At 71.9% G+C, this 14,511-nt stretch carries 15 protein-coding genes; 13 read left to right on the top strand and 2 right to left on the bottom strand.

The features are described 5' to 3' along the window. Positions 1–107: 107 nt before the first annotated feature. From ACVCAG_RS41805 to yjfF, 3 genes are read left to right on the top strand one after another with little or no spacing between them, the layout of a single operon-like run. The gene (locus ACVCAG_RS41805) at positions 108–1,619 is read left to right on the top strand and encodes an ATP-binding cassette domain-containing protein (protein ID WP_440088866.1); all 1,512 of its coding nucleotides are present in this window, start codon (positions 108–110) and stop codon (positions 1,617–1,619) included. Beyond that, entirely contained in the window at positions 1,616–2,734 is a 1,119-nt protein-coding gene (locus ACVCAG_RS41810; RefSeq protein WP_440088864.1) for an ABC transporter permease subunit, read from the top strand. Before ACVCAG_RS41805 ends, ACVCAG_RS41810 begins: the two co-directional genes overlap by 4 nt. Next, on the top strand, positions 2,731–3,723 hold the full coding sequence (gene yjfF / locus ACVCAG_RS41815; RefSeq protein ID WP_440088862.1) for a galactofuranose ABC transporter, permease protein YjfF: 993 nt from the start codon (positions 2,731–2,733) through the stop codon (positions 3,721–3,723). Before ACVCAG_RS41810 ends, yjfF begins: the two co-directional genes overlap by 4 nt. Before the next feature lie 207 nt (positions 3,724–3,930). Here yjfF and ACVCAG_RS41820 read toward each other — a convergent pair whose 3' ends face one another. Beyond that, positions 3,931–4,530, bottom strand: a complete 600-nt coding sequence (locus tag ACVCAG_RS41820; protein WP_440088861.1) for a TetR family transcriptional regulator — start codon at positions 4,528–4,530, stop codon at positions 3,931–3,933. Between the two features lie 70 nt (positions 4,531–4,600). On the opposite strand from ACVCAG_RS41820, the gene ACVCAG_RS41825 reads away from it, so the two are divergent. The 5 genes from ACVCAG_RS41825 (at position 4,601) to pcaG (ending at position 8,414) form a co-directional block, all read left to right on the top strand. Further along, a complete protein-coding gene (locus ACVCAG_RS41825; protein ID WP_440088859.1) occupies positions 4,601–5,428 on the top strand; it encodes a methyltransferase domain-containing protein in 828 nt (275 codons plus the stop codon). 169 nt (positions 5,429–5,597) lie between these two features. Continuing rightward, positions 5,598–6,395, top strand: coding sequence for a 3-oxoacid CoA-transferase subunit A (locus ACVCAG_RS41830; protein ID WP_440088858.1), 798 nt, complete (start codon positions 5,598–5,600; stop codon positions 6,393–6,395). Beyond that, the gene (locus ACVCAG_RS41835) at positions 6,392–7,021 is read left to right on the top strand and encodes a CoA transferase subunit B (protein ID WP_440088857.1); all 630 of its coding nucleotides are present in this window, start codon (positions 6,392–6,394) and stop codon (positions 7,019–7,021) included. Before ACVCAG_RS41830 ends, ACVCAG_RS41835 begins: the two co-directional genes overlap by 4 nt. A gap of 101 nt (positions 7,022–7,122) precedes the next feature. Then, complete coding sequence (gene pcaH / locus ACVCAG_RS41840; RefSeq protein ID WP_440088856.1) at positions 7,123–7,893, top strand: protocatechuate 3,4-dioxygenase subunit beta; 771 nt, start codon at positions 7,123–7,125, stop codon at positions 7,891–7,893. Further along, a complete protein-coding gene (pcaG, locus tag ACVCAG_RS41845; protein ID WP_440088854.1) occupies positions 7,890–8,414 on the top strand; it encodes a protocatechuate 3,4-dioxygenase subunit alpha in 525 nt (174 codons plus the stop codon). Before pcaH ends, pcaG begins: the two co-directional genes overlap by 4 nt. A gap of 34 nt (positions 8,415–8,448) precedes the next feature. Here the strand turns inward: pcaG and ACVCAG_RS41850 are convergent, their stop codons facing one another. Then, the gene (locus ACVCAG_RS41850) at positions 8,449–9,282 is read right to left on the bottom strand and encodes an NmrA family NAD(P)-binding protein (RefSeq protein ID WP_440088853.1); all 834 of its coding nucleotides are present in this window, start codon (positions 9,280–9,282) and stop codon (positions 8,449–8,451) included. 129 nt (positions 9,283–9,411) lie between these two features. On the opposite strand from ACVCAG_RS41850, the gene ACVCAG_RS41855 reads away from it, so the two are divergent. The 5 genes from ACVCAG_RS41855 (at position 9,412) to ACVCAG_RS41875 (ending at position 14,446) form a co-directional block, all read left to right on the top strand. Beyond that, positions 9,412–10,389 carry an AraC family transcriptional regulator gene (locus tag ACVCAG_RS41855; RefSeq protein WP_447191455.1) on the top strand — a complete coding sequence of 326 codons (978 nt, stop codon included), beginning with the start codon at positions 9,412–9,414 and terminating at the stop codon, positions 10,387–10,389. Positions 10,390–10,581: 192 nt separating this feature from the next. Next, positions 10,582–11,019 carry a type II 3-dehydroquinate dehydratase gene (gene aroQ / locus ACVCAG_RS41860; protein ID WP_440088849.1) on the top strand — a complete coding sequence of 146 codons (438 nt, stop codon included), beginning with the start codon at positions 10,582–10,584 and terminating at the stop codon, positions 11,017–11,019. Then, the gene (locus ACVCAG_RS41865) at positions 11,019–11,864 is read left to right on the top strand and encodes a shikimate dehydrogenase (RefSeq protein ID WP_440088847.1); all 846 of its coding nucleotides are present in this window, start codon (positions 11,019–11,021) and stop codon (positions 11,862–11,864) included. Before aroQ ends, ACVCAG_RS41865 begins: the two co-directional genes overlap by 1 nt. A gap of 81 nt (positions 11,865–11,945) precedes the next feature. Continuing rightward, a complete protein-coding gene (locus ACVCAG_RS41870; RefSeq protein ID WP_440088846.1) occupies positions 11,946–13,769 on the top strand; it encodes a TIM barrel protein in 1,824 nt (607 codons plus the stop codon). Continuing rightward, a complete protein-coding gene (locus tag ACVCAG_RS41875) occupies positions 13,766–14,446 on the top strand; it encodes a TetR family transcriptional regulator (RefSeq protein ID WP_440088845.1) in 681 nt (226 codons plus the stop codon). Before ACVCAG_RS41870 ends, ACVCAG_RS41875 begins: the two co-directional genes overlap by 4 nt. The last annotated feature ends 65 nt before the right edge of the window (positions 14,447–14,511 follow it).

Here is a 14,511-nt window from a genome sequence, read left to right on the forward strand (position 1 = left end):
TCGGGTGGTGACCGAGGAGACCACCTTCACCCAGGAGCAGGCCAAGGAAGCCCTGCCCACCCGCCAGTACTGAGCCGCCCACCCCGGAAAGAAGAAAGGAGCGCGGCATGGACGCACCGGCACCGATCGTACGGATGAGCGGGATCGGCAAACGATTCCCCGGCGTCAAGGCCCTGGACGACGTCGGCTTCCGGCTGCTGCCGGGCGAGGTGCACGCGCTGATGGGAGAGAACGGCGCGGGGAAGTCGACGCTGATCAAAGTCCTCACCGGCGTGTACGGCGTCGACGAGGGCGAGATCGAGCTGGCAGGGAAGCCGGTCGCCTTCTCCAGCCCGTCAGCCGCCCAGCAGGCCGGTATCAGCACGGTCTACCAGGAGGTCAACCTGTGCGGGAACCTCTCGGTCGCGGAGAACATCTTCGTGGGCCGGGAACCGCGCAGGTTCGGCCGCATCCGGTGGAAGGAGATGCGCCGGCGGGCCAAGGAACTGATGGGCCGCCTGGACCTGCGCGTCGACGTGTCGGCGCCGCTGGCGTCGTACTCGCTGGCCGTGCAGCAGATGGTCGCGATCGCCAGGGCGATCGACATCGACGCCAAGGTGCTGATCCTCGACGAGCCGACCTCCAGCCTCGACGCCGGCGAGGTGGCCCAGCTGTTCCGGGTGATGCGCCGGCTGAAGGAGCAGGGCATCGCCATCCTGTTCGTCTCGCACTTCCTCGACCAGATCTACGAGGTGTCGGACCGCATGACGATCCTGCGCGACGGGAAGCTCGTGGGGGAGTACCTCACCCGCGAGCTCTCCCAGGTCGACCTGGTCGCCAAGATGATCGGGCGGGAGCTGGCCGACCTGGAGAAACTCGACGAGAAGCCGCCCGCCCGGGTCGCGGAGCCGCTGGTGGAGGCTCGCGACCTCGGGCGGGCGGGCGCCATCGCCCCCTTCACCCTGACCATCAGGCAGGGCGAGGTCGTCGGGCTGGCCGGCCTGCTCGGCTCGGGCCGCACCGAGCTGGCGCGGCTGCTGTTCGGCGCCGACCACGCCGACAGCGGCTCGCTGGAGGTCGGCGGCAAGCAGATCGCGCTGCGCACACCGCGGGCGGCGATGAACCGGAAGATCGCCTTCTGCTCGGAGAACCGGCGGGCGGAAGGGCTCGTCGACGAGCTCACGGTGCGGGAGAACATCGTCCTCGCGCTGCAGGCCTCGCGCGGCTGGAGCAGGCCGCTGTCCCGGCGCAAGCAGGACGAGCTGGTCGCCAAGTACATCGCCACCCTGAACATCCGGCCGGGTGACCCCGAGCAGCCGGTCCGCACCCTCAGCGGCGGCAACCAGCAGAAGGTGCTGCTGGCCCGCTGGCTGATCATGGAGCCCCGGCTGCTCATCCTCGACGAGCCCACCCGGGGGATCGACGTCGGCGCGAAGGCGGAGATCCAGCGGCTGGTCGCCGAACTGTCCGACGGAGGCATGGCCGTGCTGTTCATCTCCGCCGAGCTGGAGGAGGTCCTGCGGCTCAGTCACCGGGTCGGGGTGCTGCGCGACCGCGCGCTGGTCGCCCAGCTCGACAACGACGACGCGCTCACCACCGACATCCTGATGCAGAAGATCGCGAGCGGAGCGCCGGCATGAGTTCTGTACAAAACCGCGTCGGCGCCCTGGCCCGGCATCGGCTGCTCTGGCCCGGCGTGATCCTGGTCGCGCTGCTGGCGCTCAACGTGGTGTTCACCGACAACTTCCTGCACGTGCAGATGAGGGACGGGCACCTCTACGGCAGCCTCATCGACATCCTCCGCTTCGGGGCGCCGCTGATCCTGGTCGCGCTGGGCATGACGCTGGTCATCGCCACCGGCGGCATCGACCTGTCGGTCGGCTCGGTGGTGGCGATCGGCGGGGCACTGGCCTGCATGCAGATCAGCGGCCTGGCCGACCAGAACTCCGTCGCCGGCGTGCTGTCGGCGATCGGCGTCACGCTGGTGGTGGCGCTCGCGCTCGGAGCCTGGAACGGGTTCCTGGTGGCCGCCGTGGGCATCCAGCCGATCATCGCGACGCTGATCCTCATGGTCGCGGGACGGGGCCTGGCCCAGCTGATCACCGACGGGCAGATCATCACGGTCAACAGTGCCCCGTACAAGCTGGTCGGCGGTGGCTACTGGCTCACGCTGCCGTTCGGCATCCTCATCGTGATCGCGCTGACGGCGCTGACCGCCTTCCTCACCCGGAGGCTGGCCCTGGGCATGTTCATCGAGGCCGTCGGCGGCAACGCCGAGGCCAGCAGGCTGTCCGGGATCCGCTCCCGGGGCGTGCTGATCGTGACGTACACCTTCTGCGGGCTGTGCGCGGGCATCGCGGGACTGATGATCAGTTCCAACGTGTCCAGCGCGGACGGCAACAACGCCGGCCTGTGGATCGAGCTGGACGCCATCCTGGCCGTCGTCATCGGCGGCACCTCGCTGGCGGGCGGCCGGTTCTCCCTCGGCGGCACCGTGCTGGGAGCGTTGATCATTCAGACCCTGACCACCACGATCTACTCGATCGGCGTGCCGCCGGAGACGACGCTGCTGTTCAAGGCGCTCGTGGTGACGATCGTGTGCCTGCTGCAGTCGCCGGCCTTCCGGCGGAAGGTGTTCCAGTGGGAGCGGGATCCCGCTCCGCCGCCTCCCGCTTCGGGGGACGGTCCCGGCCGCCCCCTCACGGGCACGGCCACCGGCGAGCAGGTACGGGAAGAGACGGTGAGGAACAGATGACGGACACCATCCTGGCCGGCCCGGCCGGGCGGCTCGCGATCCCCCGCAGGTACGTCCCGGTCGCGGTGACCGCGGGCCTGCTCATCGCGATGTTCGTGGCCGGCGGCATCCGGTACGAGGGGTTCGCCAGCGGGCAGGTGATCCTCAACGTCTTCGTCGACAACGCGTTCCTGCTCGTCGTCGGCGTCGGCATGACGTTCGTGATCCTCGCCGGCGGCATCGACCTGTCGGTGGGCGCGGTGGTGGCGCTGTCCACGATGGTCACGGCCAGCCTCGTCACGAACCAGGGCTGGCCGGCGCCGGTGGTGATCGTGCTGGTGCTGGCCATCGGCGCGACGCTGGGATTCGGGATGGGGGCGATCATCCACTACTTCCAGGTCCAGCCCTTCATCGCGACCCTCGCCGGGATGTTCCTGGCCCGCGGGCTGTGCTACACGATCGGCACCGACTCGATCCCGATCACCGACGGCATCTTCACCGCCTTCGCGCAGACCAGGATCGACCTGGGCGGCGAGATGTGGATCTCGCCGAGCGTGGTGATCGCCGCGATCGTGGTGCTGGTGGCCGCGTACGTGCTGCACCACACGCGTCTGGGGCGCACGGTCTACGCCGTCGGCGGCAGTGAGCAGTCCGCGCTGCTCATGGGTCTTCCGGTGGGGCGGACGAAGATCGCCGTCTACACGATCAGCGGGCTGTGCTCCGCGCTCGGCGGGATCCTGCTGTCCTTCTACATGCTGTCCGGATACGGCCTGCACGCCGTCGGCATGGAACTGGACGCCATCGCGGCGGTGGTCATCGGAGGCACGCTGCTCACCGGCGGCTCGGGCTATCTCTTCGGCACCGTGCTGGGCATCCTCGTGCTCGGCCTGACCCAGACGATCATCAGCTTCGAGGGAACCCTCAGCTCCTGGTGGACCAAGATCTTCATTGGCCTGCTGCTGTTCGCCTTCATCCTGCTGCAGCGGCTCATCGGCGTCCGGCGGACCTGAGGCGGGGACCGGCCGCCCGGCGGCCGGTCCCTCCGGCTCACGTCTCACGGCTGTGACCGCCTTGTCCGCGGTACGCCAGAACGTCCACGTCCACGTCCACGTCCCCGTCCGCCCTCGACCACGACGGCCGGCCGCGCGTCCGGCGTCACTTCGCGAGGCGGTGAGCCGCGCCGCGCTCCCAGCGGATCGCCGGCGCGGGCGGGCGGCTCACAGCAGCCGTCTTTGCACCACGTCGGCGATGACCGTGGTCACGATCCGGTGGACGGCTCCGGCCTCGGGCGGGACGCCCCCCGCGCCGGCGTACAGCAGGTGCCCGGCCCCGACCAGCGTGAACGCGAGCGTGTCGGTGTCGGCGTCCGCCGCGATGCGGCCCATCTCGCACTCGGCGGTGAGGTAGGAGGCGAGCATGGCCCCGGCCTCCGCCAGGACCGGGACGCCGGTGGACCCGGCCCGGCGCAGCCGGGCGCGCAGGTCGTCCCGGGAGATGACGAGGCCGACGATCGCCACGGCGACCGTCTCGAACAGCTCCGTCAGCGCGCCGGTGAGGTTGCCGGCGACGGTGCCGGTCCCGGCGGAGTCGTACAGGGCGGCGGCCTGAGGGCCGATCCGGGCGGCGCGGTCCAGCACGAGCTCGGCGAGGAAGGCGTCGAAGTCGGCGAAGTGCCGGTGCAGGACCCCCTTGGCGCAGTCGGCCTCCGTGGTGACCGCCCGGCTGGTCAGCGCGTTCGGCCCGTCCCTGAGCAGGACGCGCTCGGCGGCGTCGAACAGCTGCTCGCGCGCGTCGCGCATGGCCACCCCCGTCGGCACCGTGCATCCCTCTTCCCGGTCGAGGAGCCCGCCCGTTGACGAGTGGGCATGTGCCCACTAGCGTGGGCGCATGCCCACTATACCGCCGGCCGGAGCGCCGCTTCCTGGGAACGACCTTCATCGACACCGGCAGGTGGCGGAGTCGTTCGGCTCGGACGCCGAACGCTACGACCGCACCCGGCCCCGCTATCCCGACGCCATGGTGGACCGGATCGTCGCCGCCTGCCCCGGGCCCGGCGTCCTCGACGTCGGCTGCGGCACCGGCATAGAGGCCCGGCAGTTCCAGGCGGCCGGCTGCGAGGTCCTCGGCGTCGAGCCCGACGCGCGGATGGCCGACTTCGCGCGGCGCGGCGGGGTCGAGGTCGAGGTGGCGACGTTCGAGGCCTGGGACCCCGCCGGCCGGATGTTCGACGCGGTCGTCGCCGGGACGGCCTGGCACTGGGTGGACCCGGTGGCGGGAGCCGCCAAGGCGGCGCGGGTGCTGCGGCCCGGCGGGCGGCTGGCGGCGTTCTGGCACGTGTTCCAGCTTCCGCCGGGCTTGGTGGAGGCCTTCGCCGCTGTCTACCGGCGGGTGGTGCCCGACTCGCCGTTCGTTTTCCAGGGGGCGGGAAACGCCCTGGAGGGATACCAGGCGCTGTTCGCCAGGGCCGCCGACGGGATCCGGGAGGTGGGCGGGTTCGGCGACCCGGAGCAGTGGCGGTTCGACTGGGAGTGTTTCTACACCCGGGACGCGTGGCTGGACCAGCTGCCCACCTCCGGAGCTCTCACCCGGCTCCCGCAGGACAGGCTGGCGGAGGTGCTGGAGGGAGCCGGCGCCGCCGTCGACGCGATGGGGGGCGGCTTCACGATGCCCTACACCACGGTGGTCGTCACCGCCGCGCGCACCGGCGCGGCCTGACGCGGCCGGCGTGCGCGGCACGGCGGCCGGCCCGCCTTCCAAAAGGGAGCGCCGTCCCTCCCGTAACGCGGGCCGGTTCCTCCCCGCGCCGACGAGGGCGCTTTGACAGGACGGTCGCCGGTACACATACTCAAGTGCGCGATAATGAACTAAAGTTCGCACAGCGAACATGGCCGAACGGAGTGCCGTGCGCGGAGACAAGGTGATCGCCACGGCCGCGGAGGCCCTGGCGGACGTGCGCGACGGCGCGTCGTTCGCGGTGGGCGGGTTCGGCCTGAGCGGCATCCCGAACGTGCTGATCCAGGCCCTGTACGACACGGGGGTGCGCGGGATCGGCGTGGTGTCGAACAACTGCGGCGTGGACGGCGGCGGCCTGGGCGTCCTGCTGGAGGCGGGCCGGATCAGCCGGGTGACCGCCTCCTACATCGGCGACAACAAGGAGTTCGCCCGGCAGTACCTGACGGGGGAGCTGGAGGTGGAGCTCACCCCGCAGGGCAGCCTGGCCGAGCGGCTGCGCGCGGGCGGTTGCGGCATCCCCGCCTTCTACACCCCGGCCGGGGTCGGCACGCCGGTCGCCGACGGCGGGCTGCCGCTGCGGCACGGCCCGGACGGCTCGGTGGTGCTCGCCTCGCCGCCCAAGGAGGTGCGCGAGTTCGACGGCCGGGCCTACGTGCTGGAGCGCGGCATCACCACCGACTTCGCGCTGGTGCGGGCGGCCAGGGGAGACCGGCACGGCAACCTCGTGTTCGGCAAGGCCGCCAGGAACTTCAACCCGCTGGCCGCGATGGCCGGGCGGGTCACGATCGCCGAGGTCGAGGAGCTGACCGAGCTCGACCCCGACGAGATCCACCTGCCCGGGGTGTTCGTCCAGCGCGTCGTGCCGCTCACCCCGGAGCAGGCCGCCGACAAGGCTGTCGAGCGGCGTACCACCTCCGTGCCCGCGGAGCGAGGGGGGACCACCTCATGAGCTGGAGCCGTGACCGGATGGTCGCGCGCGCGGCGGCCGAGCTGCGCGACGGTGACCACGTCAACCTCGGCATCGGCCTGCCCACCCGCATCCCCTCCTTCCTGCCGGCGGGCACGGACGTGATCCTGCACTCGGAGAACGGCATCCTCGGCGTCGGCCCCTACCCCGCGCCGGACGCGGTCGACCCCGACCTGATCAACGCGGGCAAGGAGACCGTGACCGTGCTTCCCGGCGCGTCGTTCTTCGACTCCTCGCTGTCGTTCGGCATGATCCGCGGTGGTCACATCGACGTGGCGGTGCTGGGCGCGATGCAGGTCTCGGCCCGTGGCGACCTGGCCAACTGGATGGTCCCCGGCAGGCTCGTCAAGGGCATGGGCGGCGCGATGGACCTGGTCCACGGCGCCCGCAGGGTCATCGTGATCATGGATCACGTCGCCAGGGACGGTTCGCCGAAGATCGTCGAGGAGTGCTCGCTGCCCCTCACGGGGAAGGGGTGCGTCCACCGGATCATCACCGACCTCGGCGTCCTCGACGTCACGGGGGAGGGGCTGGCGCTGGTGGAGACCGCCCCCGGGGTGAGCCTGGCGGAGCTGCGCGATCGTACGGACGCGGAGGTGAGGGCGTGAGGAGCGTCTCCGCCGTGGCCGGGACGGCCCGCTCCGGTCTCGCCTCCCCTCGCGTCGGCGCCGGTCAGGGCCCGGCCGTCGTTCCCGAAAGGTAGGAGTTCATGTCCACACCCCTCACGCAGGCCGACATCGACCGCGAGATCGCCGAGCTCCGCGAGCTCCGCGAGCTCCGGAACGCCGGTGACGGCCGGGAGGCGCACCACCCGTCCCGCGACTACGGCCCCTACCGCAGCACCGTGCTCCGCCACCCGAAACAACCGCTGATCGCGCTCAAGGACCCGGACGCGGCCGAGCTGGCCGGGCCGGTCTTCGGTGTCACCGACGTCACCGCGCTCGACGCCGACCTGACCAGACAGCACCTCGCCGAGCCGCTGGGCGAGCGCATCACCGTGCACGGCCGCGTCCTCGACAGGGACGGCCGCCCGGTGCGCGGCCAGCTCGTGGAGATATGGCAGGCCAACGCCTCCGGCCGCTACCCGCACCAGCGCGACGACCACCCGGCCCCGCTCGACCCCAACTTCACCGGCGTCGGTCGCTGCCTCACCGGCGACGACGGCGGCTACGCCTTCACCACGATCAAGCCCGGCGCCTACCCGTGGCGCAACCACACCAACGCCTGGCGCCCCGCGCACATCCACTTCTCGGTCTTCGGCACCGCCTTCACCCAGCGCCTGGTCACCCAGATGTACTTCCCGAACGACCCGCTGTTCGCCCACGACCCCATCTTCAACTCCGTCACCGACGAGCGAGCCCGGCAGCGCCTGGTCGCCGCCTACGAGCACGACCTGTCCGTCCCCGAGTGGTCCCTCGGCTACCGGTGGGACATCGTCCTGGACGGCCCCGCCGCCACCTGGACGGAGGAGGGCCGGTGAACCCCACCCCCTCGCAGACCGTCGGCCCCTTCTACGGCTACGCGCTCCCGTTTCCCGGCGGCGGTGACATCGCGACCGGCGGGATCACCGTGCACGGGTACGTCTACGACGGCGCGGGCGCTCCGGTGCCGGACGCGCTGCTGGAGTTCTGGCAGGCCGCCCCGTCCGGCGACCTCACCGGCGCGCCGGGCACGCTGCGCCGCGACCCGGTGACCGGCGCGGTCATCGGCAGGCACGGTGTCGACTTCACCGGCTTCGGCCGGGTGCCCACCGACGCCGACGGCCGCTGGACGCTGCGCACGCTCGTGCCCGGCAACGGCTACATCAGCGTGTGCGTGTTCGCCCGCGGCCTGTTGCACCATCTCTACACCCGCGTCTACCTCGCCCACGACGCCTTCCTCGACTCGCTGCCGCCCGAGCGCGCGCGCACGCTGCTGGCCGCGCGGGAGGGGGAGGACCGCTACCGCTTCGACATCCACCTGCAGGGTGAGAAGGAGACGATCTTCTTCGACTTCGGCTGACTCCGGGCCGCCATCTCGTGGAGGCGTGCGGCCTTCACGGGGCGCGGAACCGGTCCGCGTGGTCGGTCACCCAGGCGCGGAACGTGCGTGCCGGGACCCCGGTGACCTCCTCCACCGTGGTGGTGGCCGCCACCGGCTCGGTCACCATCTCGGCCTGGGCCCGCAGGACGCCGTCCACGGCCTCGGGGGGCCAGCCGAGGTCGAGCATCCGCCGCCGCGCGGTCCGCGGCGAGGTCTCCTCCCAGCGCACCGGGCGGCCGATCACCTCGCCGATGACGCCCGCCTGCTCGGCCTGGGTCAGTGTCTCGGGCCCGGTCAGCTCGTAGGCCGCGCCGTCGTGCCCGTCGCCGGTGAGCGCGCGCACCGCGACCGCCGCGAGGTCCCGCTCGTGCAGCGGGGGCATGGCGGCCGCGCCGTACGGCTCGCGCACGACCGCCTCGGCGCGGATCCGCCCGGCCCACCGAAGGGCGTTGGCCGCGAAGGCGTGCGGTCGCAGGAACGTCCGTTCCAGCCCGGATCGCTCGATCATCCGCTCGATCCGCCGCTCGTGGTCGCGTACGGCCGCCGAGGAGAGGTAGACGACGCGGCGGGCACGCGCGGCGACCGCGTCCAGGACCGCGGGCATCCCCTCGGCCGTGGCGAACGGCCAGAGGAGGAACACGGCCTCGACCCCGTCCAGGGGCGCGCGCAGGCTGTCCGGATCGGCCAGGTCGGCGCGCACGACCTCGGCATCGTCGGGAAGGCCGGCCGTCTCGGGATCGCGGGCCGCCGCGCGTACCTCGGCGCCGGCCTCCAGCGACCGGGCCACGACCTGCCGGCCGATCGTGCCGGTCGCCCCGATCACCAGGATCCTGCGCCGACCTGCCATGAAGACTCCTCTCACGGTTGATCACACTGTGCGTCAACCGTATGAGCCCGTGCAGAGACAGCCAATGCGTGTGAATCTTGTCTTCATACGTGTACGTCTTCGGAGGAACAGCCTGGATAGACTTTCCCGATGGACGTGCTCAGCGACGTGATCGCCGCGATACGCGCGGGGGAGCCCCGCTCGGCACGCGTCCGGTGGTACGCCCCCTGGGGGCAGCGTTTCCCCGCCGTGCGCGGCTCCGCCGGTTTCCAGGTGGTCCTGCAGGGGTCGTGCCGGCTGGTCCCCCCGGACGGTGGCGACCCCATCACGCTGAACGTCGGCGACGTGGTGTTCCTGCCGCACGGAGGTGGCTACGCGCTCGCCGACAGCCCCGCCACCCCGCTGACCGAGCCCGCCTGCGACCCGCTGAACGACTCCCGGTTCGAGGACCGCTACGCCTCCGCGACCGTGGGAGAGGCCGGGCGCGACGGCTCGCAGGCGGTCACCGTGACCCTCTGCGGTGGATACCGGCTCGATCCCGGCCGGGCGCACCCGCTCCTCGGCGACCTGCCGGAGATCGTCCATCTGCCCGCCCGTCTCGGGCACCGCCCCGAGCTGCGCGCCGCCGTCGACCTCCTCGGCGGCGAGCTCGACGCTCCCCGCCTCGGCGTGGACACCATCGTGCCCGCTCTGCTCGACATGCTGCTGCTCTACATCCTGCGGGCCTGGTTCGACGAGCAGTCCGCACGCGGTACGGCCACCGGCTGGGCGGCGGCCCTGGCCGACCCGGCGATCGGCGCCGCGCTGCACGCCCTGCACCGTGACCCCGCGCTCCCGTGGACGGTCGAGACGCTCGGCACCCGGGCGGGACTGTCCAGGGCGGCCTTCTCCCGGCGCTTCACCACCCTGGTCGGCCGGCCGCCCCTCACGTATCTGACCTGGTGGCGGATGACCACCGCCGCCCGGCTGCTCCGCGAGTCCGACGCCTCGCTCGGCGAGGTCGCCACCCGGATCGGCTACACCTCGGAGTTCGCCTTCGCCAACGCCTTCAAACGGGAGTACGGCACCGCGCCGGGCAGATACCGGCGGCAGGGCCGGACCGCGATCCGGAGCGGTGCCCGGGCGTAACACCAGCACGGCCGGCCGGTGGCCGGACGACTGGAAAGCCGGGATGTCATGCGCTATAACGAACTCACTAGTTCGTACATGAGGTGAGACGTGAACGGGAAGGGTGTCCCCGCCGCTGTCCGCGTGGCCGCTCCGGCCCCGTGCCCGCCCCTGTCTAGTCAGCTAACGTACTAGTACGTACATTGGAGGGCGATGCCCAGCGTCCTGGTCCTCAACGGGCCCAACCTCAACCTTCTCGGCCGCCGCGAGCCGCACCTGTACGGCGGCGCGACGCTCGCCGACATCCGGGCGCGCTGCCACGGCACCGGCGCCACGCTCGGGCTCGAGGTGGACTTCCGGCAGAGCAACCACGAGGGCGTGCTGATCGACGCCGTCCACGAGCCGGGCCCGGCCGCGATCGTGATCAACGCGGGCGGCTACACGCACACCTCCGTCGCCCTGCGCGACGCGTTGGCGGCCGTCGCCCTGCCCACCGTCGAGGTCCACCTCACCAACATCCACCGGCGTGAGCCGTACCGGCACACGTCGTTCGTCTCCGAGGCCGCCGACGCCGTGATCTGCGGCGCCGGGGCGCACGGATACGTCCTCGCGCTGACTCACCTGGCGCACCTGCTGAAGAGGGAGAACTGATGGCCTCGTACCTGACCGGGTTGATCGGCTCGGGCATCGGCCCCTCGCTCAGCCCTCCGCTGCACGAGCGCGAGGCCGCCCACCACGGGCTGCGGTACGTCTACCGGCTGCTCGACACCGACAGCCTGGGGCACGACGTGGGGGAGCTGGTCCGTACGGCCCGCCGGTTCGGCTATGACGGGCTCAACATCACCCACCCGTGCAAGCAGGCCGTCATCCCGCACCTGGACGAGCTGTCGGCGGACGCCCGCATGCTGGGCGCCGTCAACACGGTCGTCTTCGACGGCGAGCGGGCCGTCGGCCACAACACCGACTGGACGGGCTTCGCCGAGTCGTTCGACCGCGGTCTGCCGGACGCGCCCACCCGGCGCATCGTCCAGCTCGGCGCGGGAGGCGCGGGAGCGGCGATCGCGCACGCGCTGCTGACCATGGGCGCCGGCGAGGTCACCGTCGTGGACGCCGACCCCGCGCGGGCGACGGCGCTGGCCGCCCGGCTGAGCGACCGCTTCGGGCCGGAACGGGCCCGCCCCGCCACCCGGGACGACCTGCCCGGGCTGCTCGCCCGCGCCGACGGCCTGGCGCACGCCACCCCCACCGGCATGGCGCTCCATCCCGGGCTGCCGCTGCCGGTCGAGCTGCTCCACCCCGGGTTGTGGGTGGCCGACATCGTCTACCGGCCGCTGGAGACCGAGCTGCTCGAACAGGCCCGCGCCCTGGGCTGCCGGACGCTCGACGGCGGGGGCATGGTCGTCTTCCAGGCCGCCCACGCCTTCCGCCTCTTCACCGGCCGCACCCCGGACAGCGAGCGGATGCTCGCTCACCTGACCGACCTGGTCGCGACCTGAGACCTCGCCCACCCGACCGGCCCGGTCGTCACCCGAGACCTCGCTCACCCGAGCGGCCCGGTCATCACCCGAGAAGGAGCCATGCGCACGTCCATCGCCACCGTCTCCGTCAGCGGCATCCTCACCGAGAAGCTCATCGCGATCGCCACCGCCGGATTCGACGGTGTGGAGATATTCGAGAACGACCTGCTCGTCTGCCCGCACCCACCCGAGGAGATCCGCGCCCGCGCCGCCGACCTGGGCCTCGGCATCGACCTCTACCAGCCGTTCCGCGACTTCGAGGCCGTGCCCGCCCCCGCGCTGGCGGCCAACCTGGAGCGGGCCGAGCGCAAGTTCCGGGTGATGGAGCGCCTCGGCGCGGACCTGCTGCTGGTCTGCTCGAACGTCTCGCCCGCCACGATCGGCGACGACGCCCTCGCCGCGGAGCAACTGCGGCGGCTCGCCGAGCGGGCCGCCGAACACGGCATCCGGATCGCCTACGAGGCGCTGGCCTGGGGCCGGCACGTCAACGAGTACCTGCACGCCTGGCGGATCGTCCGGATGGCCGACCACCCCAACCTGGGCACCTGCCTGGACAGCTTCCACATCCTGTCGCGCGGCTCCGACCCGATCGGCATCGAGGCCATCCCCGGTGAGAAGATCTTCTTTCTGCAGCTCGCCGACGCGCCGATGCTGGCCATGGACGTGCTGCAGTGGAGCCGCCACTACCGCTGCTTTCCCGGCCAGGGCACCATGAACGTCGCCGGCCTGGTCCAGCACGTGCTGAACACCGGATACGCCGGGCCGCTGTCGCTGGAGGTGTTCAACGACCACTTCCGCCAGGCCGACACCGGCCGTACCGCCCGGGACGGCATGCGCTCGCTCATCGCCCTGGAACAGACCTTGCACGGCGCCGCGCACCCCGCCGTGCCCACCGGCTTCGCCTTCGCCGAGCTCGCCGACGCGGGCTCCCTGAGCGGCGTGCTGGACGCGCTCGGTTTCACCCGTACCGGCTCCCACGCCGGCAAACCGGTCGAGCTGTGGAGCCAGGGCGGGGCCCGGATGCTGCTCAACGCCACCGGAGCCGACCCCGCCCTGGTCGCCATCGGACTGGACAGTCCCGACCCCGCGCGGGCCGTCAGACACGCCGAGACGCTGCTGGCGCCGGTGCTCCCGCGCGAACGCGCCCCGCAGGACGCCTCGCTGGACGCGATCGCCGCCCCGGACGGCACCGCGCTCTTCTTCTGCGACACCGCCTGGCTCGGCGACTTCGGCGACTCCGGCGCCGTCGAGGCCGTCGAGGCGGTCCCCGGGCAGATCACCCACATCGACCACGTGGCACTCACCCAGCCCTGGCACCACTTCGACGAGGCCGCGCTGTTCTACGGCAGCGTGCTGGGCCTGCACCCGCAGGAGAGCCTGGAGCTGCCCGACCCCTACGGCCTGCTGCGCAGCCGGGCGATGTCCACGACACCGGTGTCCGGCGCGGGCGTCACGGACAAGGTCACAGAGGCTACAGAGGCCGCCGGAGCCGCCGGGGCCGCCGAACAGGTGCGGATGGTGCTCAACATCGCCCAGGTCGGTGCGGGCGACACCCCGTGGCAGCACGTCGCCCTGGCCAGCGACGACCTGCTGGCCGTCGCCCGCAGGCTGCGCGCCGAGCATCCGGAACTGTTGCTGCCCATCCCGGGCAACTACTACGACGACCTGGAGGACCGCCATGACGTCGATCCCGAGCTGCGCCGGCTGGGCGTGCTGTACGACCGGGACGAGCACGGCGAGTTCCTGCACATGTACACGGTCACCGTGGGACGAGTCTTCTTCGAGATCGTCCAGCGTGTCGGCGGCTACCGGGGCTACGGCGCCGTCAACGCCCCGATCCGGCTCGCCGCACAGCACGCGGGCCATCCTAAGATGGGCCAATGACCTCGCAGCCCGCCACCACCGAACGCCAGCGGGACGCTGACCGCACCAAAGCGGAGATCCTCAAGGTCGCCCAGCACGAGTTCGCGCGCCACGGCTACGCCGGTGCGCGGGTCGACGAGATCGCCGCCCGGATGCGCACCACCAAGCGCATGATCTACTACTACTACGGCAGCAAGGAGCGGCTCTACATCGCGGTGCTGGAGAAGGCGTACGCCGAGGTCCGCGCGGCCGAGCGCACGGTCGACGTCGAGCACCTGGCCCCGGTCGAGGCGATCCGCACGCTGGCCGAGCTGACCTTCGACCATCACGACGCGCACCGCGACTTCATCCAGCTCGTCGCCATCGAGAACATCCACCAGGCCGAGCACATCCGCAAGTCGCAGGCGCTGGCGGGCCTCGCGACTCCGGTGCTCGATCTCATCGGACGCATCCTCGACGCGGGCCAGGAGTCCGGCGACTTCGTCACCGAGGCCGACGCCATCGACGTGCACATGATGATCAGCTCGTTCTGCTTCTTCCGGGTGGCCAACCAGCACACGTTCGGCGCGCTGTTCGGCCGCGACATGACCGCGCCCGAGCACCGGGCCAGGCTGCGCCGGATGGTCGGCGAGATGGTCGTCGGCTACCTGCGCGGGGAGGGCGGGGAGGGGCGCCCGGCGCCGGCTTCCTCGGCGTGACGGTGTGACTCCGCGTCCGGCGTGACCCTGCGTCCGGGCGCCGCCGCGGACGAACGCGAGCACGG

This window comes from Streptosporangium sp. G12, assembly GCF_052983175.1.

Excerpts from the sequence above, each read along its gene's own strand:
- yjfF (WP_440088862.1), top strand. The coding sequence starts at position 2,731 with ATGACGGACACCATCCTGGCCGGCCCGGCCGGGCGGCTCGCGATCCCC.
- ACVCAG_RS41870 (WP_440088846.1), top strand. The coding sequence starts at position 11,946 with ATGCGCACGTCCATCGCCACCGTCTCCGTCAGCGGCATCCTCACCGAG.
- ACVCAG_RS41805 (WP_440088866.1), top strand. The coding sequence starts at position 108 with ATGGACGCACCGGCACCGATCGTACGGATGAGCGGGATCGGCAAACGA.
- ACVCAG_RS41855 (WP_447191455.1), top strand. The coding sequence starts at position 9,412 with ATGGACGTGCTCAGCGACGTGATCGCCGCGATACGCGCGGGGGAGCCC.
- ACVCAG_RS41850 (WP_440088853.1), bottom strand. The coding sequence starts at position 9,282 with ATGGCAGGTCGGCGCAGGATCCTGGTGATCGGGGCGACCGGCACGATC.
- ACVCAG_RS41865 (WP_440088847.1), top strand. The coding sequence starts at position 11,019 with ATGGCCTCGTACCTGACCGGGTTGATCGGCTCGGGCATCGGCCCCTCG.
- pcaH (WP_440088856.1), top strand. The coding sequence starts at position 7,123 with ATGTCCACACCCCTCACGCAGGCCGACATCGACCGCGAGATCGCCGAG.
- ACVCAG_RS41810 (WP_440088864.1), top strand. The coding sequence starts at position 1,616 with ATGAGTTCTGTACAAAACCGCGTCGGCGCCCTGGCCCGGCATCGGCTG.
- ACVCAG_RS41875 (WP_440088845.1), top strand. The coding sequence starts at position 13,766 with ATGACCTCGCAGCCCGCCACCACCGAACGCCAGCGGGACGCTGACCGC.
- ACVCAG_RS41825 (WP_440088859.1), top strand. The coding sequence starts at position 4,601 with ATGCCCACTATACCGCCGGCCGGAGCGCCGCTTCCTGGGAACGACCTT.
- aroQ (WP_440088849.1), top strand. The coding sequence starts at position 10,582 with ATGCCCAGCGTCCTGGTCCTCAACGGGCCCAACCTCAACCTTCTCGGC.
- ACVCAG_RS41830 (WP_440088858.1), top strand. The coding sequence starts at position 5,598 with ATGGCCGAACGGAGTGCCGTGCGCGGAGACAAGGTGATCGCCACGGCC.
- ACVCAG_RS41835 (WP_440088857.1), top strand. The coding sequence starts at position 6,392 with ATGAGCTGGAGCCGTGACCGGATGGTCGCGCGCGCGGCGGCCGAGCTG.